Here is a 24,962-nt window from a genome sequence, read left to right as displayed (position 1 = left end):
ACTTTAACTCGATTTTCATTTTAATATTTCTATGATTTCTAATAAAAGCAAAAATAGTCTCACATAATAATGCGTTTTTTTAAGACTCTTAAAAAATTATTATTGTATAATGCCCGTTTTTAATTATTTCATTACAAAAACCAGGCATAATTTAATTATATAAAAGCAAATACTATATCATTAGCACCCAAGAGTTCTCATTTGTCATTTTTTAATAATTAACAGAAAAATAGCGTTTACATTGAGCTTTATGATATATTACATCAAAAAGATGTAATATATCACTAAGTTTAAAGTAAGTTAGCTTCTGCCGCTGCCATTATAAATGGTCCTAAACCTTTTGGTTCATTACAAACTATTGGTTCACTTATATAATAAGTAAACGAACCATCTCTATTGTCCTTGCCACCAAGTCCTGCTACAAAACATATTTTATTCAAATTAATAAGACCTTCTTTAGTTTCAAGTATAAACTCGTCAATTAATCCTTTATAAGATAACTTACCAAATTCTCTTAATTCTTCTGGTAAATATCCCTTTCTTATGCCTTTAAAAATAGCATATGCTATCATTGAAGAACCTGAAGCCTCTAAATAATTTCCTTTTCTATCACCTTGATCTAATACTTGATACCAAACATGACTATCTTTATCTGCAACTTTAACTAGTGCTTGTACACAATCATTAAATATTCTAAGGATTTCTGGTTTGTACTTATTATCCTCTGGTAATTCTTCTAAAGTATCAACTAGTGCCATAACATACCAACCCATTGATCTACTCCAAAAATGTGCAGATAAACCTGTTTCTTTATTAGCCCAAAGTTGAGTTCTTGCATCATCATAAGCGTGATATAACAAACCTGTTTTTTCATCGATTAAATGATTTCTAGCAATAATGAATTGTTTAGCAATATCATCAAATTCAGAAACATTCCCGAACTCGTTTACATACTTTGCATAAAAAGTTGCACCCATATATAATCCGTCTAGCCAAATTTGTTCTGGATAGATTTCTTTATGCCAGAAAACACCTTCTCTAGTTCTAGGATGTTTATCAATTTGTGACCTTAATAATTGTAATGCCTTCTTGTATTTTTCCTCTTTAGTTTCTTTATATATAGTTAATAATATTTTACCATTATTCAAATGGTCAATGTTATATTCATCAACTCTGTATCCTCTAATGGATCCATCTTCTTGAACAAAAGTATCCATACATTCCTTCAAATAATCAAAATACTTTCTATCCTTAGTTTGTTTCCAAACTTCTGCAATTCCATCTAACGTTAAACCGAATTCATAAGCCCAGTAGCTAGTTAGATCTGTTTTTCTCATTATGACAGATTCAGCCATCCATTTTGCATAATCTTTCATGTATTTTCCTCCTAAACATTAACTAATACTAATAATTAAATTCATCCTTTTAACAACTCGACCATATTGTAATAAATCCCTTTAAATTATAACATGCACACGTGTTCAACACCAGCAAAAAAAATTAATGATTTATTCATACATAAAACCGAACTGTTTTGCACACGTTCACAAGAATTTTGCACACGTGTGCTGATTACATATTTATTATACAATGATTTGCAATCAATTACAAGTATTTTAATAAAAAAACATCCTCATTTGCTATTTTTTTAACAACTTTAATTTCTATATTGCATCCATCTCCCTAAGATTATTTTCCTAGAATAAATGCAATATAGAATATTAAATTTACTTAACTATAGAAGAATGCTCTATAATGTAACACCTTGCTTTAAAATTGAAATTTCTTTAAACTTGTTAATTTCATTATTAACTAATTTTCCACCCGAAACTTCAATTATATATTGTAATAAATCTTCTGTCACTTCATCCATATTTTTATCTTCAACTAAGCAACCTGCATTAAAATCCATCCAATGAGGTTTTAATTTGTAAAGAGCTGAATTTGTAGATATTTTAATTGTTGGAACAAAAGTTCCAAACGGAGTTCCTCTTCCTGTAGTAAATAATACAAGATGGCATCCTGCTGCCGCTAGTGCTGAGGCTGCAACTAAATCATTACCAGGTCCACTTAATAAATTTAATCCATTTGTCCTTAAAGTTTCTCCATATTTAAGCACATCTACAACCGTAGCATTTCCTGATTTTTGTGTACACCCTAATGATTTATCTTCAAGCGTTGTTATCCCTCCTGCTTTATTACCTGGTGAAGGGTTTTCATATATTGGTTGATTATATGACATAAAGTATTCCTTAAAGTCATTAATTAAATGTACTGTTTTATCAAATACAGAATCATTTGAGCATCTATTCATCAATATAGTTTCTGCACCAAACATTTCAGGAACTTCAGTAAGAATTGTAGTTCCACCTTGAGATACTAAGAAATCTGAAAAACTTCCAACAAGCGGATTAGCTGTTATTCCTGAGAACCCATCAGAGCCCCCACATTTTAATCCAACTTTTAATTTTGATATAGATACAGGAACTCTCTTATCATCTTTCATATTTTCATAAAGATCTTTTAATATTTTAGCCCCTTCTCCAATTTCATCTGAAACTTCTTGAGCCACTAAAAATTTAATTCTCTTACTATCATATTCACCTAATGATTCAATAAATTCTTTCATAGTATTGTTTTCGCAACCAAGTCCTAAAACCAATACTCCTCCAGCATTAGGATGCTTAACTAAATTTCCAAGCATTGTTCTTGTATTTGCATGGTCATCACCTAATTGTGAACAACCATAATTATGTTTGAATACTTCAAGGCCATCAATTCCTACTGGATTAACTTCAGACTTAAACTTTTCAAGAATTCTTTCTCCAATTCCATTTACACATCCAACAGTTGGAACAATCCATAATTCATTTCTTATACCCACAGTTCCATTTTCTCTTTCATAACCATCAAATGTAAGTTTTCTATCAGCTCTAGATACATCATTTAATTGTTGACTAAATGAATAATCTTTTATTCCATTTAAATTTGTTTTAATATTATGAGTATGTACCCATTCTCCAGCTTCAATTTCTTTTATAGCATGTCCAATAGCATATCCATACTTAATAACATTTTCGTCATTCGAAATGTTAGCTATTGCTATTTTATGACCTCTTTTAACTTCTTCTTTAGTTTCTATTTTTATATTATCTAATTCTAAAATTTCACCTTTATTTATATCTCTAAGTGCTACAACCACATTATCTTTATCATTAATCTTAATAAAATCCTTCATGCACCATTACCTACTTTCAATTTATTATTTAGAAAGCGTGGCTACTCCACGCTAAAATGCACAATTCACAGTTCACAATTTAGGATAAAATTCTTCTTAGAAAAACTTTTAGATTTTTTCCTGTATTATGCATTGTGATTTGTGCACTGTGAATTAATATTTTAATTATCTATATTTCATCAGCTAAACAAATTATAGTATTTTCTATACGATTTTATGAAATAATAAAATCGCATAGAAATTTAATAAAACTCATTGAAAAATTAGAAATTAAAGAACTTCTTTAACAGCTTCTTTCATTCCAACTTTTTCGATTATTTCTAAGTAACCAGATACTTTATCAGTTAATCCTGGAACATCGTTCAAGTTACTTCCCCAGTTCTTTTCATATCCAAGAACTCCAGTAACAACCTTCTTTAAACCTTCGCTTGTTGCATCACAGTTTGTCCATAAATTCTTGAATAAATCTAAGATATCTTCATCATCCGCAAGCTTAATATCTTCGTTTCCTCTTTTTCCTTTATAGAATTCGATTAAAGCTGCAAGAGAAAATACTAATTTCTTAGGTAATTCACCTTTTCTCTTTAAGTATTCAGTTAAACTTGGTAAATCTCTTGTCTTATATTTTGACATAGAGTTTAATGCTATACTCATTAAGTAGTGTTTTACATATGGGTTTCTAAATCTTTCAATTATTGCATCTGCAAATTCAACTAATTCATCGTGTGGAAGATCTAATGTTGGTATAATTTCATCATAAATTACTTCATGAACATATTTACCTATTACTTCATGATCTACTGATTCTCCAACTGTTTCTAATCCATAAAGATATGCAACTGGCACCATTGCTGTATGTGGTCCGTTAAGTATTCTAACTTTTCTAGTTCTATATGGTGTCATATCATCTACAACTTTAATATTTAACCCTGCTTTATCTATTGGTAATTCATCTTTTAAAGATTGTGGTCCTTCAATTACCCATAGGTGAAAGATTTCTCCTACATCTACTAAATTATCATCATATCCGATTTCTTTTCTAACTTCTTCTATTGTATCTCTTGGATATCCTGGTACAATTCTATCTACTAAACTACAGCAGAAAGTATTAGCTTCATTAATCCAATTAACAAATTCTTCTCCTAGATTCCATACTTCAGCATATTTTAATACTATTTCTTTTAATTTTTCACCATTTCTATCGATAAGTTCACATGGTATAATCATTAAACCTTTATCGCTTGCACCATTAAATGTCTTAAATCTACGATATAAAAGTGCTGTTAATTTTGCAGGATATCCTTTTTGGCATCCACCTTCTAATTTATCATCAGCTTCAAAAGCTATTCCAGCTTCTGTAGTATTAGAAACTATAAATCTTAATTCAGGATTTTCTCCAACTTTTAAATATTCTTCATAATCTCTGTATGGATTGATTCCTCTGCTTATACTATTCATAACCTTATGAGTTCTTACAGCTTTTCCATTTTGCATACCTTGAAGATATAGTGTATATAATCCATCTTGATCATTTAACATATCAACTAAACCATTTTCTAATGGTTGTACTACTACTACACTTCCATTAAAACCAGCTTCATCATTCATCTTATCTATTTGCCAATCAACAAAGGCTCTTAGAAAATTTCCTTCTCCAAATTGTAATACTTTTTCAGGATAACTTTTAAACTCTTTATATGTTTCCTTATTTAACTTCATAGATCTTTCCTCCAAATATTCTATTTAGGTATTTTTATTTCAATACACAATTCACAATGCAAAATATTTATGAACAAACTTTAATATCATACATTGTCAATTGTTCATTGACTTTTAAAAAACTAAATTTGCAAAATAGTTAATATAAATTTCATATTTATCTTTTACTTAATTAGTGTATTTAGAGATAGGATACACTTAATATAATTAAGCTTTTAAAATCATATCAAATAAATATCTAACTATTTTACACTTGTAAGATAATTCTACTTCTTTGCTTTTTCAAACGCTTCTACAAATTGTTTAGCAGTCTTTTCAACTAATTCAAAGTCACCAGTCTTTGCTCCTTTAGTTAAATCACCACCAGTACCAACAACAACAGCTCCAGCTTCAATCCACTCATGTAAATTAGCTACTGTTACTCCACCAGTTGGCATAAAATCACCTTGAGGAAGTGGTCCTTTAAATGATTTAATTACAGATGGTCCATAAAGATTAGCTGGGAATATTTTAACAACATCAACCCCGTATTCAAAAGCAGTAACTGCATCTTTTACAGTCATTACTCCAGGCATAACTAAAACTTTATATCTATTGCAAAGTTTTAAAGTTTCAACGTCCAAATATGGACTAACAATAAATTGTGCTCCCGCTAAAATACAAGCTCTTGCAGTTTCAGAATCTAAAACCGTACCAGCTCCAACTATTATATCTGTACCTTCATATTTCTCTACAGCTTCTTTAATTACATCTATAGGATTTGGAACAGTCATAGTCATTTCCATGATTTTTATTCCACCCTTAGAAACTGCATCAACTATTTTTATAGCTTCTTCCTTTGAATCGCCTCTAACTACAGCTACAACTCCAGCTTCTTTAATTTTTTGTAATACTACTTCTCTTCTCATTTTTTTCGCCTCAACTATCACGATATTTTCACAGCTATAATACTTATGTGAACTTATCATTTTATTTTTAAACATGCGCAATTCCCAAGCTGGTTAATTATAATCATTAATTATGGTATAAATATTATGGGATTATGATGGATTTTAATATTATTTAAAATTTTTATTTTCTTGAGAATTGCGCAAAATTATATATTAATAAGTTATAAAATAACTCATTTACATATTGAAATAATTATTAGCATTATTATAGCTAATATCTGAAACTATTTTACCTAAAACTTCATAATCATCAGGGAATTCGCCATTATCAACCCATTCACCTATCACATTACAAAGTATTCTTCTGAAGTATTCATGTCTTGTATAAGATAAGAAACTTCTTGAATCAGTAAGCATTCCAACAAATGTACTTAGCATTCCTAAACTAGCAAGTGATTTTATTTGTTCTTGCATACCAGTTTTGTGATCGTTAAACCACCAAGCTGAACCAAATTGTAATTTACCTTTTATTCCATCACCTTGGAAACATCCTATTAATGTTCCGATAGTAGAATTATCATTTGCATTTAAGCTATATATTATAGTTTTAGGAAGTGCATTTTCCATGTTTAAAGCATTTAATAATCTTGAAAGTGGAATTGCAACTTCAGTATCATTTAATGAATCAAATCCTGTATCAGGGCCTAATACTTTGAACATCTTAGTATTATTATCTCTAACACAATTCATGTGAAATTGATTTGTCCAATTTAAATCATGATATAGTTTTCCAAAGAATTTTAAAACAAATACTCTAAATTTGTTTTCAGCTTCAAATAAAACACTACCATTCTTTAATACATTAGCAAATATTTCAGCTACTTCTTCCTTAGAAGCATTTCCAACAGGAACAAAATCTAAGGCATTATCAGAAACTCTACATCCAACTTCATGGAAGAATTCAACTCTCTTCTTTAAAGCTTCTAAATATTCATCAAAGTTTGTGATTTTATTTCCAACAACTTCTTCCAATTTATTGAACCATTCTTTAAATGTTTCTTTATTAATTCCTAATGCTTTATCAGGCCTAAATGCTGGTAAAACTTTAACATCAAAACTCTTATCTTCTTTTATAGCTAAATGATATTCTAATGAATCTATTGGATCATCTGTAGTGCATATCACTTTAACATTTGACTTTTTAATAAGACCTCTTACTCTGAATTCTTCAGTATTTAGCATTTTATTTACTTTTTCCCAAATAGCTGGTGCTGTTTTTTCATTTAATGTTTCTTCAACTCCAAAATATCTCTTCAATTCTAGATGTGTCCAATGATATAATGGATTTCCAATAGCCATTGAAATTGTTTTTGCCCATGCTAAAAACTTTTCATAATCGCTTCCATCTCCAGTTATAAACTTTTCATCTATACCGAAAGTTCTCATTTGTCTCCATTTATAGTGGTCCCCATAAAGCCAAACTTGAGTTATATTTTCAAATTGTTTATTGTCTAATATTTCTTTTGGATTAATGTGACAATGATAATCTATGATCGGCATTTTCTCAGAATAATCATGATATAATTTTTGAGCCACCTCACTAGATAATAAAAAATTTTCATCCATAAATTTTTTCATAGTAAAATCCTTCTCTCTTTATTTTCCGCAAACATTATGGAATAGCGCCATTGTTCACGTGAACATTTATCTTTTTTTATTATATTAGTATTTTAATTAAAATGCAACTTTTTTTATTAACATTAATTTAATGTTAATAAATTTAATTAAAAGCTATTATTCAAGCATACCATTTTCCCATTTACCTTCTTGAAGATCTTGTGCAACTTTTCTATATTTATCATCTGGTAAGTTGTGTAATACCCCTACAACAATAGCAGCCAATGCTAATGCTACTGCTGGATATAATGTCATAGCACCTTTAATTCCAAGTAATGTTTCTGCACTTTGCTGTGCATTTGCAACGTATCCAGTCATTCCTAATACACTTGCACTTACAATAGCAGCTAAAGATTGAGCTATCTTTCTTGAGAAATTAAACGCTGCATATGTCACACCTTCTTTTCTTATTCCAGTATGCCAGTGACCATAATCTATTGCATCTGTAACGAATGCCCAAGTTACCCCATTCGGAATAGCTAATCCTACATAACCAATAGTTACAAGTGTTATGAAAATTGTTGGATCTGCTTGATTAGTTGGCATAATAAAATTCAATCCATTAGCGACAATACCTATCAATAGTCCTGAAATTGCAGTTTTCTTCTTACCAAATTTCTTTACTAAAAATGGTATTGCAAATATACCAATTACAGAACATCCAATCATTATACCGTTAACTTTTGGCTGAAGTGCTATATCTCCTAGGTTATATTGACAAAAGAATATCATCATTTGGTTATTAGTATTCATAGCAGAAATAGTGAATAATTGCATAAGAATTAAACATAATAGTGGTCTATTTGTAAATATTACTTTAATGTAGTCTTTCGCAGATGCCTTTTCTGATTTACCATTTCTATTAACTACGACATGTTCTTTAGTATTAGTGAAACAAATAAAGAATGAAATAACTCCTATACAAGCCATAACTGCAGCTGCAATAGGATACCCAATTTTTTTATCATTGAACATCATAAGAATAGGTACAAAAGCTACTCCAGTTATTAATTGAGCTCCAAGAGATCCAGCTTGTCTAAATGTTGCCAATTGGCTTCTTTCTTCTACATCTCTTGTCATTACTGATGCTAGAGATCCATAAGGAACATTAGTAAATGAATACATAAGTCCCCATATCATATATGTCACATAACCATATACAATTTTTGATGTAAGTGAAATATTTGGCATAGTAAATGTAATCACAGTTAGTATTGCTAAAATTATACTAGATATCATCATTACAGGTCTAAATTTACCTGATTTCCCAGCTTTTCTCCCATCAATTATTGAACCTGCTAATGGATCCATAAAAGCATCAAATATCTTTGTAAATGCAAATATTCCACCAACAGCTGCAGCACCAATTCCACAAGTATCTACAAAAAATTTTGTAAGATATGATTGTCCTAAGTCAAACATAAATCCATTTCCAAAATCTCCAAAACCATATGAAATTTTTTCTCTTAAACTTAACTTAGTATTTCCATTGTCAGAACCTTTAGTCTGACTATTCTTCGATTGTTCCATTTTTATCCTCCTTATCTAAGCATTATAATGCTTAGACTTATACAACTTATTATAAATTTTTCTTGACTTTGTCTATCAATTCATTATATTCTTCATCACTTAAATACACTTGTTGTGGGTTCATTTCAAATGTTCCTCCCCATGAAGGACCTCCTTCATATTTGGGTACTAAGTGAAAATGAAGATGTTTCATTGTATCAGCGAATGCTCCATAATTTATTTTATTAGGAGTAAAAGCTTTATGCATAGCTTGCGCAACCCTACGAACATCTTTAATAAATGAACTAGCTTCTTGTTCAGTCAATTCAGCAACTTCGCTCTTATGTTCTTTAAAAACCACATTACATCTCCCTTTATAAGTTTGTTCTTTAAACAAATATACTGTTGATACTTCTAAATCACATATTTTAATCATTAGCTTATCAAGTTCTTCGTTCTTTGAACAATAAAAACATTTTTCATCAAAGTTCATTTTTATTACCTCCAAATTTTAATATTTATATTAACTTAATTATAAATACTAAATATATAACATTTACAATTAAAATTATATAAAGCTTTACTTTCTAATACTATGTTAAATCCTTGTCAATCATTTCCATGTTTGTACAATATAATTTACTTAGTAACGGTTTACGTAAATAACATAAGTTTACATGGTTTGTTAACGTGAACAATTTCAAATAAAAGATATAACTCACTTTTATCATTATATTATTTCTAAATTAAGAATGCAATAGTTTTAGTTAACGTTAACAAAATTTTTTTCTAAGATAATTAGTGATTTTTGTCATTAATCATCTTAGAAAACAACTTATAATTTTTTAACTGATTTTCTCATTACAAGCTTTGATTCTATAAACACTCTGTTTCTATCAATCTCTTTATTATTTATTAGATTTAAAATATAAGTGCCTCCATATTTACTCATTGTCAACGAATCTTTTTTTACACTTGATAAGGTTGGTGTTACATAATTACAAAAATTACTATCATCAAAGCCTATAATTGAAATATCATCTGGAACGCTTAAACCACTTTCTGATATAGCTTTCATAGCTCCAACAGCAATATCATCGTTAGAACAAAATACTGCAGTAGGTTTTTCGTCTAATTCTAATAATTTATTCATGCTTATGTACCCACTCTGTAAATCGTACTTACCACTTATGATCAATTCTTCATTGATAGGAATATTATTATCTTCTAATGCTTTTATATATCCTTTTCTTCTATATGAACTAGATTCAAATTCTTTATTTCCTTCTATTAATGCTATTCTTTTATGATTATTTTCTATAAAATATGTAACAGCATCATACGACCCTTTAGTATCATCTGACATAATATTTATTATTTTATCATCATCAATATTCCTATTTATGACTACAGTTGGTATATTTTTTTCTAGTATAGTTTTTATAAATTTATCATCGTTCTTACTTTGGCTTACAACTATTATTCCATCAAAATTTTTATTATCAATTGGATGTGAATATTCATAATCATCAATTCCTCTAATGACTAAATTATATTCTTTATCCATAACCTTATTTACACCTTTAATAATTTCATGGAAAAATGTATCTGAAGTTCCTTCACTAATGGAAGAAAAGAAAATTCCTATAACATATGATTTTAATAAAACCAAACTTTTAGCACTATAATTTGGAACATAATTTAATTCCTTTGCTAAAGCTTTAATTTTAACCTTTGTTTCTTCATTTATGTATGGGCTATTGTTAAGTGCTCTTGACACTGTTGTATGAGAAACGTTAGCCAATTTTGCAATATCTTTTATAGTAACACTCATTACTCCTCTGCACCCCTTATTAATATTATGAATTTATTCTACCATATTGTATAAAATATGCAAAAATATATTATAATTCAATTCTTATATTAATCATAAGCATATTTAACAATATAATTCCTCTATTATTATAGACTTAAATTTATATATAATATATTAATTTTAATTGTTTTGGCAATATTTTTCTATAGTTTCTGCAACTCTTTTTGCTTGAACTACAGCTTCAACAACAGTTTTTGCACCTGTCACTACATCTCCTGATGCAAAAGTTCCTCTTTTAGTTGTATTTCCATTTTCATCAGTTATTAATAATCCCCATCTATTTGTATTCAACTCTGTTGTATTTGAAACAATGTTAGTTCTTGGAGTTTGACTTACAGCAATAATTGTTGAATTGCAATTAAAAAACTCCTCTTTTCCTTCGATGGTTTTAGTAAACATTTTTCCATCAGAATCTATTACATTTTCAGTAACTGCAAGTCTCACACCTTCTTCTGTTATTTCTATAGGAGACTTAAATAATTCAAATTTAATATTATCTTCTTTTGCTTCTCTTATTTCTTGTTTTGTTGCCGACATTTCCTCGAAGCCTTTTCTATATATTATAGTCACTTCGTTAGCACCATTTCGCTTAGCACTTCTAGCAGCATCCATAGCAACATTTCCAGCTCCAATTACTGCAACCTTATCTCCCAAGCAATAATATTCTGGTGATTTTAGATAATCTATAGCAAAATGCACATTGCCAAGAGTTTCACCCTTAATATTCAAAGTCTTTGGATTCCATACTCCAGTTCCAATAAAAACAGCCTTATATCCATCTTCAAATAATCTATCAAGAGAAATAACAGGGCCTATAAGAGTGTTTGGCCTAATTTTAACACCAATTTCTACAAGTTTTTGTTCAAGTGTATCAATTAATTTCTTAGGTAGCCTATATTCTGGTATTCCATACCTCAATACTCCTCCTATTTTCACGTGTGCATCAAAAATAGTAACTTTATAGCCTTTCATAGCAAGAATAAAAGCAATTGTTATTCCTGCTGGCCCTCCACCAACTATAGCAATTCTATCTTTGTCTTTAGGTACATTACTCAAACTAATTTCTTCTAAGTACTTTTTTGATATTTCATGTTCTATATCATGAAAATTAATAGGTTCTCCTTTTATTCCTCTAACGCAATTACCCTTACACTGATCTTCATGAATACAAACTAATGAGCATATTACAGAAAGTGGATTATTATTGAATAAGATTTCTCCAGCTTCCTTAAGTTTTCCTTCCTTATATAGTTTTATAATTTCAGGTATAGGTGTATCGATAGGGCAATTATCCTTACATCTTGGCACCTTACATAGTAAACATCTTGACGCTTCATTTAATAAAAAATCTATATTTGACATTTATCTAACATTCCTCCTTTGTTTTATTATACATTAAGCATAGTAACTCATATTTATATTTATTTCAACTATTTATTAAAAAATATGCTACCCTTTTTAATCAAATAGGATAGCATATTTAAATATTTACTCTTTATTATACAAATACAACGTTCCATTTATATGACTAAGAGATAATTAACGTCAAAACATTTATTTAGTCTATTCTCATCAAAATCCAACTTATCTATTTTAACTAATTCTTAATTTCTTCAATTATATCAATTAACATATTAACTCTATTAAATGGAGTAATGAAATATAAACCATCTGCAATATCTTTGAGTTTCTTTCCAATTTCCACGCTTATCTTTACTCCAACTCTTTGTGCTTCCTCCTTATCCATGTTCTCAGAAAACATCCTAATATATTTTTCTGGAATTGTAACACCAGGGAGTTCATTATTTAAAAATATAGCATTTCTATAACTAACTATTGGAAGAAGTCCCGCTAAAATTTTCACATCAGTCTTTTCTTTAATCTTCTTTAAAAACTCAATAGCCTCATCATCATATATTGGCTGAGTTAAAAAGAATCTTGCACCTTTTTCTATTTTTTTAAGCATTCGGTTAAATTCAACTTCTTTATTTAAAACATTTAAATTCAAGGCACCACCAATATGAATAGTATCGCCTTTAAAAAATTCTTCATTCATATCGTTTATTAATTCCATCAATTTAAATGAATTTAAATTAAATACACTTTTTGTTTCTATTTTTGTTGCATCTGATATCGGATCTCCTGTAACTGCTAATACATTCCTTATATCCTCAATATGTGAAGCAATTAATGCAGATCTTATTGCATTTGTATTCTTATCTCTACAGCAGATATGTGGCATAGCTTCAATTCCAATTTCTCTTTTTATCTTAGTAGCTATAATTGTAGAATCTGCTTTTACCTTTGACATCGGTGAATCAGGAATCGTTACTAAATCTATATTATTCTCTTTACATATTCTAGCCCCATTCATTAGTTTTGTAACATCAGTATCTGCTGGTGCAGATAACTCAATTGCAATCACAAATTCATTTCTATCTAATTTACTCCTAAAAGAATTCTCTATGCAAAATTCTTTTTCTACTACTTCTTCTTTATTATTTGAACCTATAACTTTAATTTTTTCAAATTTTCCTTCAACTAATGCTACAATTTCTTTTATATAATTAGGATTTGTTCCGCAGCATCCTCCAATTATTGATACTCCTTGTAATCGTATCTCATTTACCTTTTTAGCAAAATACTTAGGATTATTTGGATAAACAGTTCTTTCATGAATCAATTCAGGAAACCCAGCATTAGGAAGTGCTGAAACTATATCATTATCTATATTAATGCTTTTAATTATTTCAGACATATGTGTTGGACCTGAACCACAATTAAATCCATAAGCATCAATTTCTTTAATAGACTTGACCACATTAATTAATTTCTTAATACTTACGCCATCTCTAGTAAATCCATCTGGTTTAACAGCAAACTGTGTTAATATAAAACTATTCCTGTCTTTATCTTTAATATATTTACTTATTTCTTCAATATACGAATAATTACTAAAAGTTTCAAATACGAAAACATTAATATTATTGTCAAGAAAACAATCAACTATAAACTTATATTCATTTAATATATTTTCCGGTGCTTCATCTAATATACTACTTGCCTTTATTGGCCCTATACTTGCTCCAATATAAATTTCTCTATCTTTAGCAACTTCCTTTGCTATATCAATTCCTGATTTTATTACTTCACGTAATTTATCTAAAGATACATTAAGGTCATATGTATTGGCTGAGAAAGTATTAGTTCTAATTAATTTAGCCCCAGCATTAATATATTGTTCGTGAATTTTTTTAATTGAATCTTTATCCTCTAAATTAGCAAATTCACAATATGAAATATCATTACCAGTTGATTCAGCATAATAAGTGCCCATTGCCCCATCAAATATTAATATATTCTTCTTCAAATATTCTCTTATCATTGTTTAATCTCCCCAATTTCTATAAATAATATTTAAAGTAAGTATACTATAAATTTCTCATGCCGTCCTTATTTTTATTTAAAACAAAAATAGATTTATCTATTTTCAAGATAAATCTATTTTAAAATACTTAACAATATTTATTATTTTATATCAATTGAATTATCTGCTTGTTTTGTAGGTTCTTGTATTACTATTTTTTTAGTTTCTTCTTTAGACTTACCTGAATTTGTAGTATTATCACTACTTCCACTATTTGGTGTTAAACTAATACCGTTATCTTTAGATGGAGTTGTAGAATTTCCACCAGCGCCGCTATTACTATTACCACTTGTTGCAGGTACATCTGGTTGTAAGTCTATAATATTATTTTTTGTTTCTGTTTTACCAGTATTATCATTGCTCTTATTTGAACCAATATTAGATTCAGTTGTATCAGATGGAGCATTTATTTTAGGTTTATCTGATGCTGGTTTATCAGATTTTACCTCTGGATTCTCAGTAACTGCTGGAGCTTTATCATTTTTATTATCTTCAAATTGCCATTGATTTGGATTTTCACTGTCTTTTATACTTTCAGTAATATCCTTAACTGGAGCTGTTTTAATCTTATCCTTTATTTTCTCATCTGTTACACGAGCTGCTGCTTCATATCTACCTAAACTTATATTTTGTTCTTTAGCTTTGCTTACATCCTCTTTATCTCCTGAAACAAAGGTTACTTGTTTTGGATCAAATGAAGAATATATAGCTCCCTCTAAATTTTTCACATATGTCTCATCATTTCCATTTTCAAACATATATCCAACTAAAACTTCATGATTTTTTTCTAGGTAATTATTTGCAATAAGTTTATCTTTTATTTTTTGTATTCCGCTTTCAAGAGGAATATCCTTAATATCGCTAAAATCCATACTCTTACCATCATCATTTACTCCTTCAACCTTGATGATGTTAAGTTTACTATCTGCTTCTATTTGTATACTTGGGTTAATATCCAAGCTAACAACTGCAAATGCTTCCTGTGGTCTCATTATCTGAAAGAAGGTGAATATAATTAAAAATAATGCAGCAATTGATCCGAATGATTTCTTAAATCCATTAAATTTATAACCATTCTTTGTTGTTTTATTTATAATATCTTCATTAAAATAAAATATTTTTTGACCTATTTTCATATCATTTTTATAAGCTATCTTTTCCATTAAGCCTTCATCATTTAAAGCTATAGCATAATTCTTCTTTATCTCCATTATTATCCCTTTATTCAATTTTTTCACCTACTTTCTGATCCAATTTTTTAAAGCATTAAGGTTTTTATCAATTATAATAACCACAGAAATAATAAATTTTTTACTTCTTTTAATTACCTTTTCTGTAACAGAAAACTTTGCTACTATTCTTGTAATAGGCAATCTCTTCTTCAAATACATAAACGAAGTAAATTCTTCTTCTACACTAATTTGTTCTGCTAACATAATCGCATTTTTTCTTGTAGCTTGTTGTTTGGGAGCCTCATTTACCAAATCTTCAAATGTAAAACCGAACGAACCGATCTCAGTTTTAAACTTGTTTATTTGTTCTAGTAGTAAACTATTATCTTCTTTAGGCTCAAAATACTCATCTTTTATGTCAACTCCCTTATCTAATAAATCATCAAGAGATGAATGTTGATGCTTATTTTCGCTTTTCAAATAATTTTTAATTCTACTTCCTATAACAAGTTTTGCATATGATAGAAAATGGCCTTTCTCATTATCATATCTTTCAATAGCCTCGTGAAATCCTAGCAATCCAACACTAAGTTCTTCATCATTCTCACAAGATACATATCTTCCAGTTACTTCTGAAATACTTTTAATAATAAAAGGCATATGATTCTCTATAAGTTCATTGATACTTGTGTTCTTATCAACATTTAAATCTATTAAAACACATTCAAGCATTTCATACGCTCCCTTCTCCGGTCATAATAATATACAATATAAATTAATCTTTTTGGTACTTTTTATTGAATTAATGAAAAAGTTTATTCATAATCCTTTATTTAACACTTCCAAATAAAATGGAAACTCAAATTTATTATAACACGTAATAAAAATTTTTTTAAATAAAAAAATAAAAGGAGCTTAGAGACCGGCGAAGGACACTCTAAGCTCCAAATTAGCACTTACGTACCAACTGCTTTTATAGAATAACATAAAAGCTTTCCAATATCAACATAAAAGTTAAATAAATTATATATATATTAACACATACCTCCATTATTACTGTTATCTCCACCACAAGCATTCATATTATTTGAATTTGCTTTTACATTCTTCTGAGAATATTTTTTCATGTAATCAATCATTCTCGATTGTAGCTTATTTAGGCTATTTAAATATTCATAATTATCTGGTTCCAAATCAACAGATTTTTTTAAGTAATTTAATCCACTTTCAAACCATCCTTTCTGAACAGAAATAAATCCTTGTAAATAATTCCACTCTGATGAATTTGCATTATTAATTAAATTCAATTTAGCTTCAGCTTCTACGAAATTTTTTTTGTCAATTAATTCTCTAATTTCTTTATACAAGTCACCATTTAAAATCTTTTCATATGCAGCACTTATACTTAATATTTTTTGCCTTGTTGTTTCATCTTGATCCTCTGAATATTCTTCAATCATAGATTTAAATTTATCTCTTATTTCGTCCTGTGACGCAGTTTCATCGATATCTAAAACTTTATATGGATCCAATACCACCACACCTCAAAATATATTTTTCCATTATTAAATATATTTATAAAAGTTCTTAATATTCTAATACATTTAGATAATTTATTAATCCACATATCAAAATATATAAAAGCACATAATGATTTAAAGCAAATTTTATAAAAAGTATTTCTTAAGAATTACAGATCGTATACTTTCATATTTTATATAAGACGGAAGTTCTTTCTTTAATACATTTATCTTTTCATACCCATGCTTTTCACATGCAGCAGAAATTAATTTTGCATCTTCTTCACTATAAAATTCATCAAGATCAATTTCAAAAATATTTTCTCCAAATTGTCTAATATAATCTGTAACATATCCTAAAACAGTAGAAATAGATAATTCTAGTTTTTCTGATACTTTATGAATATTAATTTTTTCTCTAAGCATATCAATAGCAATTTGATTATTTTCTCTTTTTTCTCCATCAATTATGACTTTTTTTCGTTTTCTTTCCATCCAATCTACCTGAATATGATTTTCATCGATATAATCTTTAACAATTTTTATAATATTATCTCCATATTCACTTATTTTTTTAGGGCCCATTCCACTTATATCTTTTAATTTTTCAAGGCTATCAGGATATCTACCACTAATTTCTTTCAACGTATTCATAGCAATTATTGCTTGAGGTAATACTCCTTCTTTTTTTGCTAATTGTTTTCTAAAGATATCTAATTTATTGTATAGAGTTAAATCTGTAGTCACCACCAACTTTAACTCCTCATCATTTTCTTCGTCAGTATTTGACTTTTCTTCTTCAACAATATTCTCAGGTATTTCAATATTATGTTCTTTTACAAATGCTATTATAACATCTTCGAAAGCTTTTCCATATTTACTATATTTAACTTCCCCAACTCCAGAAATATTAAGCATTGCACTTCTATTAATAGGCAATTTAGATGCCATTTCTTTTAAGGTTATATCACCAAATATAACATATGGTGGAACATTATTTTCACTAGCTAAATCATGTCTTATTCTTCTAAGAATTTCAAACAATTCGTTATCTTCCTTAACTTTTTGTTCAACCTTAAATTCTTTTAATTCAACTTTTTCTTGTGAAGTCAACACCATCCGAGATTTTTCATTTAAACTTAACACTGGATAAGTTCCCTCAATTACATTTATATAGCCATGAGAAATTAAAGTATTAATAAAAGTCTTAAGCTGATCTGAAGAATAATCTTTCATCAAGCCATAAGTTGATAATTCATGAAAATTAAATTGAATAACCTTTTTATTTTTAGAGCCTCTAAGTACATCAACTAGCATTCCAATACCAAATTTTGTTTTCATTCTATAAATGCATGATAGTACTTTTTGCGCTTCGATAGTTTTATCTACAAGTTCGCCTTCACTTAAGCAATTGCTGCATTTATTACATTCTCCTGCATGGGTTTCGCCAAAATACTCAAGAATATATTTTCTATAACAATCATTGCTATAAACAAAATCCATCATTTGTTGTAGTTTTTTATATTGATTATTCTTTCTATCAATATTTTCTATTGAATTCTCAATTAAGTATTTTTGAACTTGAACATCTTGAGGTGAAAATAATAATATGCATTCACTCTCACCACCATCTCTTCCAGCCCTCCCTATTTCTTGATAGTAACTTTCTATATTCTTTGGCATATTATAATGAACTACATATCTTATGTTTGGTTTATCTATTCCCATTCCAAATGCATTTGTTGCTACCATAATATTTGCTTGGTCATAAATAAAATTCTCTTGATTTTCTTTTCTTGTATTTTCAGACAATCCAGCATGATAATGAGCGACTTTGTATCCTTTAGCATTTAACATTTCATAGACTAAATCAACTTCTTTTCTTGTCGCTGCGTATATTATCCCTGAAACTTCTTTATTATTCTCTATATATTGGAATAGATACTCTTTCTTATTTCCATTTTTAACTACGTTTATAAGCAAGTTTTCTCTATCAAAACCTGTTATAAAAACTTTTGGATTCTTCAATTTAAGAAGATTAATAATATCTTCTCTAACTTCTTCAGATGCTGTTGCGGTAAACGCTGTAACAATTGGCCTATTTTGAAGCAAGTTTATAAAATCTGATATTTTTCTATAACTACTCCTAAAATCATGCCCCCATTGAGAAATACAGTGAGCCTCATCAACAGCAATTTGTGATATACAGCATTTTGATATTACATTAAGAAATTCAAATGATTCTAATCTTTCAGGTGCAATATAAAGTATTTTTATCTCACCATTTTGCAGCTGTTCAATTACATGATTTTCTTCTACAGAACTTAATGTGCTATTAATTAATGCCCCATTTATACCCATATCTTTTAATGTATCAACTTGATCTTTCATTAATGAAATCAGTGGTGAAATAACTACGGTAATCCCTTCTAATATTAGAGCAGGAATTTGATAGCATATGGATTTACCTCCTCCAGTTGGCATTATGGCTAGTACATCTTCTCCATTTATTATCTTATTTATTATATCTTCTTGACCTTTTCTAAAGGTTTTATACCCATAATATTTTTCTAAAACTTCATGTGCTAGTGCTAAGTCATTCATTAATTAATACTCCTTAAATAATTTATTCTATAATTTCTAAAATCAACTCACTTAATATTTCCCAATAATATTATTGACGCTATTGTATATATTTTAATCATTCACAATTCTTAAACTTAATAATGTTATGTACAATAAAAATAGGACTGACAAAAGTTCAATCCTACCTTTATTAATATAAAATCAAAATTTTACTTAGCTAAAATTTCAACTCCAGTTTCTGTTATCAAAACAGTGTGTTCCCATTGAGCTGATAATTTATCATCAGCTGTATATATAGTCCATTCATTTACTTCATCAACAAAAACATCAAAATCTCCTTCATTTACCATTGGTTCTACAGTAAGAACCATTCCTGGTACTAGAAGCATTCCAGTTCCTTTTTCGCCTACATGAGGTACAAAAGGTTCTTCGTGGAATTGATTACCTACCCCATGACCACCTAAAGCTCTAACTATTGTATATCCGTTTTTATGAGCATGTTCTTGACAAGCAGCTCCAATATCACCTAAAAAGCCCCATGGTTTTATTGCCTCTATTCCCTTAACCATAGTTTCTCTAGCTACAGTAACCAGTCTTTTTGCTTTTTCATCAACTTCCCCAATCATAAACATTCTTGAAGCGTCTGAGTAATATCCATTTAAAATTGTTGAAACATCAACATTTACTATATCACCATCTCTTAAAATGATTTTTTCATCTGGGATACCATGACAAACTTCATTATTAATTGATGTACATACACTCTTTGGAAAACCTTCAAAATTTAACGGTGCAGGAATTGCGCCATTTTCTGTAGTATAATCATAAACTAACTTATCTATTTCAGCTGTACTCATTCCAGCCTTAATTTTACTTGCTACTAAATCTAATACTTCATTATTTATTTTAGCACTTTTTCTAATGCCTTCTATATCTTCGGGACTTTTAATTATATCTCTTGGTGGCACTATATGCCCTTTATGTCTATAACTTTCAATTTTTTCATCAAATTCTAAATGGCATTTTTTATACTTCAATCCACTACCACACCAACATTTTGCATTTCTATCAAAATTCATTTTCTTAATAACACCTCTTCAAACTTATCTATATTAAAGAACTATAGATTTCATATTTTTTTATAATTTACTTTCTAATACATTATATATCAATAACATAACATTGTAACCATTAATTAGTTACTTTTTTGCTTTATCAACATTAATCTTTTTCCCCTTAATTGTCATAGTTTTTAATTGTTCTATAACTTTTTTGCCTTTTCCATTTAAAATATCTACATAAGATACAGAATCCTGTACATCAATAATTCCAATATCATCTGCACTTAAACCCTCTATATTACAGATAGTACCAACAATGTCCCCTGGTCTGATTTTCTTTTTCTTTCCTCCATTTAAATATATTTTTGTTATATCTGAATTAATAACTTTACTCTTTTCTTTCTTTGCTTTAGGTTTACTTTTTAAAAGTTTAATAGAAACCTCTTTATTTTCTTCGATTTCTTTTTCATCCAATTGATTATATACTGGTATATTGAATCCTATGTATGCTTCAATATCCATTAATAACTTATTTCCTTCATTAGTGCAAAAACTTATAGCCTTTCCTTTAGCACCTGCACGACCACTTCGCCCGATTCTATGTACATAAGCTTCTTTTTCAACTGGTAAATCGTAGTTTATTACATGAGTAATTCCTTCAATATCTATTCCTCTTGATGCTAAATCCGTTGCTACTAATAACCTAAATTCTCCACGCCTAAACTTTTCCATAACCTCAAGCCTTTCTTTTTGCATAAGGCCCCCATGAATCCTATTACTTGAATATCCTTTAGATTTCAAATACTCAAAAACCATGTCAACATTTTCTTTTGTCTTTGCAAAAATTACAGCTGTCTCAGGTTTTTCACATATTAATATATTATTTAATGCCTCTAACTTCTTATCATACTGAACATAATACAACCTATGTTCAATATTATCTGTAATTAACTTTTGACTCTTAATACTGATATCTATGGGCCTATCCATATGTCTTTCACATAAAGCTTTTATTTCTTCTGGGATTGTTGCTGAGAATAGCATTGTTACTCTCTTCTTTGGAATTCTTCTAATAACTCCTTCAACCTGCCCTATAAAGCCCATATTTAGCATTTCATCAGCCTCATCAATAACAAAATACTTTATTTTTGTAGTATCAAGACTTCCTCTATCTATGTGATCTAAAATTCTACCTGGAGTTCCAACTACTATATGTGTTTTTTGCTTTAATTTTCTTTCTTGTTCCGAAATTGGCTCCTTACCAAAAACAGCAATTGCTCGTATTCTTTTGAATCGTCCTATATTTGAAATATCATCGCTTACTTGCACTGCAAGTTCTCTTGTTGGTGTCAAAATCAACACTTGAGGAATATTTTCTTCCCAATCTATTTTTTCACATAAAGGTATACCAAACGCAGCTGTTTTTCCACTTCCTGTCTGTGACTTAACAATAACATCTTTATTTAAAAGAACCTCTGGTATAACTTTCTCTTGTACTTCAGATGGCTTTTTATATCCAAGTCCTTCAATAGACTTCAAAAGATCTTCTCCAATTTTAAACTCGCTAAACCCATTCTTCATTATTTAAATTTCTCCTTAATCTAATAATTTACACTTTTATTCCTTTGTAATTATAATCTTTCTTATTATACCATCCTTATCTATTTTTAAAACATAAAAAATCATATCTATATTTATATCTTTTCTATAATATCAAATTTAATTAGTTAGTTCTATCAATTAAAAATAGAATTTTGTCAACTAATAGTTGCATTAAAAGCAAATTATACAAGTTTATCTAGCAATATTCATATAATAAAGATATAATTAGTTTGAAATGATAAAAAATCAAGCTATTAATCAAATTTTAGTTAACTATTCTAACTTAAATATATTTTTTCATTGTGAAGTAAATCTAAACATAAAAGGAGAAATTAATGAACAATTCATTTAGCGATTTAAATTTAAATTCAAATATAGTAGAAGGACTAAAAAAACAAGGAATTACTATTCCAACTGCAATTCAATCATCATCAATTATTCCAGCTATTGAAAATAAAGATATAATTGGTGAAGCTTTTACCGGAAGCGGAAAGACCTTAGCATATCTAATTCCATTATTTCATAAGATAGATACAACAAAAAGAGAAATGCAAGGAATAATTTTAGCTCCTACTCACGAACTTGCTATACAAATTGAAGATCAAATTAAGCTTTTAGCTCAAAACTCTGATGTACCAGTTACATCTTTATCAATAATTGGAGATGTAAATATCAATAATCAAATTAAAAAATTGAAAGATATTAAACCTCATATTATTGTTGGCTCAACCGGAAGAATTCTAGATCTAATTCAAAAAAAGAAAATAACTGCTCATACTATTAAGACAATTGTTATAGACGAAGCCGATAATTTATTAGACCCTAAAAGAGCTCTTGTCACTAAAAACATTATTAAAACAACAATGAGAGATAGACAACTTATGATTTTTTCTGCCTCAATTAAAGCCGAAACTTTAGAAACAGCAAAAGCTTTAATGAAGGAACCTTTAATTATAAAAGGTGAGGATAAACCACAGATCAACCCTAATATTGAGCATATGTTTATTGTATGTGAAAGACGTGATAAATTTGAAACTCTAAGAAAACTTCTTGTCGCTGTTAAACCAGAGAAAGCAATTATTTTTGTTAATGATAATGATGATATTGAATTAACAACTGTAAAACTAAATTATCATAGTAAAGATTGTTTTGCAATGACTGGTAAAATATCAAAAGAAGATAGAAAACTTGCAATCGAGAGTTTTAAAAATGGTAAAATTAAAATTCTAGTATCTTCAGATGTAACTGCTAGAGGTTTAGATGTTGAAGGAATAACTCATGTATTTCACTTAGATTTACCTTTGAAATTAAATGAATATTTACATAGAGCTGGAAGAACTGCTAGAGGAGATGCTCATGGTACTTCTATATGTGTAACAACAATCAAACAGTTAAGTATAATAAAAAAATATGAAAGAGAATTCAATGTTGAATTTAAACAAAAAAAAGTATTTGGAGGAATTCTTGAAGACTATAATTATTCCGCTGAAATAAACAATGATAAAACAAAAAATAAATCCTACAGCAATAAATTTGACAAATCAAAATTTCATAAATAAAATCTTTTATTAAATCTAAAATTTTTCTACAAAAGACTTGATAATACTGTTATTAAGTCTTTTATTTATATTACTCTAAATATTTCTGTATAATAATCAACTTATTTTTTAATAGTATTTATTTTAAAAATAAGTTATCGTATACTATATTTAGTTAAGAAAAACACAAAGGGGACACTTTAATGAACAACAATAAAATTCTTTTAAATTTATTAGCACTAATTACAGTAATCATTTGGTCTACTACTTTTATTTTTAGTAAAATATTATTAAATATTTTTACTCCACTTGAAGTTATGTTTTATAGATTTATAATTGCTTATATTTTATTGCTTATAATTCATCCTAAATTTCACAAAATACATTCTTTAAAAGAGGAGTTCATGTTTTTGATATGCGGTATTACGGGAGGGTCACTTTACTTTTTAACTGAAAATTCAGCTGTTAAAATATCACAAGTATCAAATGTCGGACTTATAGTTGCCACTGCACCAATTATAACTGCCCTCCTTGCTCACTTTTTTACTAAAGGTGAACATATACATAGGAATTTAATCTATGGTTTTATCATTGCAATTTCAGGGGTTTTTTTAGTTATTTTTAATGGTAGCTTTATGCTTAAATTAAATCCAGTTGGAGATATGCTTGCCTTAGGCGCAGCAATATCTTGGTCAGTTTATTCTATAACAACTAAAAAGTTTGGCAGTAAATATAATCATCTATATTTAACTAGAAAAATTTTCTTTTACGCTTTGATAACTATGATTCCTTTTTTATGGACGTCAGAATTTAATTTTGATATAAAAAAAATCGAAAATATCAGTGTTATTATGAATCTTCTATTTCTAGGTGCGATAGCATCTAGTTTATGTTATGTTGTATGGAATTTTACTGTAGACAAGCTTGGAGTAATAAAAACTAATAATTATATTTATCTTATTCCAGCCTTTACATTATTATTATCTATTTGTATCCTAAATGAAAAAATCACTGTATATTCTGCACTTGGTGCATTATTCATTTTCTTAGGTGTATATGTTTCAGAAAATGGTTCCAAGCTAGGTAATTTACTTCTTTCTAAAAATTTATTTAAATCTAAAAATGATTATTAAACATACAAGGCACA

At 28.4% G+C, this 24,962-nt stretch carries 18 protein-coding genes; 2 read left to right on the top strand and 16 right to left on the bottom strand.

What is annotated here, in order from left to right:
- Positions 1-290: 290 nt before the first annotated feature.
- The 16 genes from L3B98_RS16315 to L3B98_RS16240 all read right to left on the bottom strand — a co-directional run bounded on the left by L3B98_RS16315 (position 291) and on the right by L3B98_RS16240 (position 22,256).
- Entirely contained in the window at positions 291-1,376 is a 1,086-nt protein-coding gene (locus L3B98_RS16315; protein ID WP_238917522.1) for a glycoside hydrolase family 88 protein, read from the bottom strand.
- Between the two features lie 374 nt (positions 1,377-1,750).
- A complete protein-coding gene (locus L3B98_RS16310; RefSeq protein WP_015393420.1) occupies positions 1,751-3,238 on the bottom strand; it encodes an altronate dehydratase family protein in 1,488 nt (495 codons plus the stop codon).
- A gap of 270 nt (positions 3,239-3,508) precedes the next feature.
- Positions 3,509-4,957 carry a tagaturonate reductase gene (locus tag L3B98_RS16305; protein ID WP_238917521.1) on the bottom strand — a complete coding sequence of 483 codons (1,449 nt, stop codon included), beginning with the start codon at positions 4,955-4,957 and terminating at the stop codon, positions 3,509-3,511.
- A gap of 266 nt (positions 4,958-5,223) precedes the next feature.
- Complete coding sequence (locus L3B98_RS16300; RefSeq protein WP_015393422.1) at positions 5,224-5,865, bottom strand: bifunctional 4-hydroxy-2-oxoglutarate aldolase/2-dehydro-3-deoxy-phosphogluconate aldolase; 642 nt, start codon at positions 5,863-5,865, stop codon at positions 5,224-5,226.
- A 219-nt stretch (positions 5,866-6,084) separates the two neighbouring features.
- Entirely contained in the window at positions 6,085-7,485 is a 1,401-nt protein-coding gene (gene uxaC / locus L3B98_RS16295; RefSeq protein ID WP_238917520.1) for a glucuronate isomerase, read from the bottom strand.
- Positions 7,486-7,641: 156 nt separating this feature from the next.
- Positions 7,642-9,054, bottom strand: a complete 1,413-nt coding sequence (locus L3B98_RS16290) for a glycoside-pentoside-hexuronide (GPH):cation symporter (protein ID WP_015393424.1) — start codon at positions 9,052-9,054, stop codon at positions 7,642-7,644.
- A 49-nt stretch (positions 9,055-9,103) separates the two neighbouring features.
- Positions 9,104-9,526, bottom strand: a complete 423-nt coding sequence (locus L3B98_RS16285; RefSeq protein ID WP_238917519.1) for an HIT family protein — start codon at positions 9,524-9,526, stop codon at positions 9,104-9,106.
- Positions 9,527-9,868: 342 nt separating this feature from the next.
- Positions 9,869-10,867: a LacI family DNA-binding transcriptional regulator gene (locus L3B98_RS16280; protein WP_238917518.1), complete on the bottom strand. Its 999-nt coding sequence runs from the start codon at positions 10,865-10,867 to the stop codon at positions 9,869-9,871.
- A gap of 162 nt (positions 10,868-11,029) precedes the next feature.
- Positions 11,030-12,271, bottom strand: coding sequence for an NAD(P)-dependent oxidoreductase (locus L3B98_RS16275; RefSeq protein ID WP_238917517.1), 1,242 nt, complete (start codon positions 12,269-12,271; stop codon positions 11,030-11,032).
- A 235-nt stretch (positions 12,272-12,506) separates the two neighbouring features.
- Positions 12,507-14,294 carry a bifunctional homocysteine S-methyltransferase/methylenetetrahydrofolate reductase gene (locus tag L3B98_RS16270; RefSeq protein ID WP_238917516.1) on the bottom strand — a complete coding sequence of 596 codons (1,788 nt, stop codon included), beginning with the start codon at positions 14,292-14,294 and terminating at the stop codon, positions 12,507-12,509.
- 143 nt (positions 14,295-14,437) lie between these two features.
- Complete coding sequence (locus L3B98_RS16265) at positions 14,438-15,574, bottom strand: anti-sigma factor domain-containing protein (RefSeq protein WP_238917515.1); 1,137 nt, start codon at positions 15,572-15,574, stop codon at positions 14,438-14,440.
- A complete protein-coding gene (gene sigI, locus L3B98_RS16260; RefSeq protein WP_238917514.1) occupies positions 15,575-16,240 on the bottom strand; it encodes an RNA polymerase sigma factor SigI in 666 nt (221 codons plus the stop codon). It abuts the gene before it with no gap.
- Positions 16,241-16,542: 302 nt separating this feature from the next.
- Complete coding sequence (locus L3B98_RS16255) at positions 16,543-17,040, bottom strand: J domain-containing protein (protein WP_238917513.1); 498 nt, start codon at positions 17,038-17,040, stop codon at positions 16,543-16,545.
- A gap of 135 nt (positions 17,041-17,175) precedes the next feature.
- Positions 17,176-19,632, bottom strand: coding sequence for a DNA helicase RecQ (gene recQ / locus L3B98_RS16250; protein ID WP_238917512.1), 2,457 nt, complete (start codon positions 19,630-19,632; stop codon positions 17,176-17,178).
- 191 nt (positions 19,633-19,823) lie between these two features.
- Complete coding sequence (locus L3B98_RS16245; RefSeq protein WP_238917511.1) at positions 19,824-20,693, bottom strand: methionyl aminopeptidase; 870 nt, start codon at positions 20,691-20,693, stop codon at positions 19,824-19,826.
- 120 nt (positions 20,694-20,813) lie between these two features.
- Entirely contained in the window at positions 20,814-22,256 is a 1,443-nt protein-coding gene (locus L3B98_RS16240; RefSeq protein WP_238917510.1) for a DEAD/DEAH box helicase, read from the bottom strand.
- A 356-nt stretch (positions 22,257-22,612) separates the two neighbouring features.
- Between L3B98_RS16240 and L3B98_RS16235 the strand changes: the two genes are divergently transcribed.
- Positions 22,613-23,836 carry a DEAD/DEAH box helicase gene (locus tag L3B98_RS16235; protein ID WP_238917509.1) on the top strand — a complete coding sequence of 408 codons (1,224 nt, stop codon included), beginning with the start codon at positions 22,613-22,615 and terminating at the stop codon, positions 23,834-23,836.
- Positions 23,837-24,018: 182 nt separating this feature from the next.
- Entirely contained in the window at positions 24,019-24,948 is a 930-nt protein-coding gene (locus L3B98_RS16230; RefSeq protein ID WP_238917508.1) for a DMT family transporter, read from the top strand.
- The last annotated feature ends 14 nt before the right edge of the window (positions 24,949-24,962 follow it).

It is taken from the genome of Clostridium sp. YIM B02555 (assembly GCF_022320955.1).
Lineage (GTDB): Bacteria > Bacillota > Clostridia > Clostridiales > Clostridiaceae > Clostridium > Clostridium saccharoperbutylacetonicum.
Note: the sequence above shows the minus strand (reverse complement) of the source record. Positions and strands in the feature narration are given on the sequence as shown.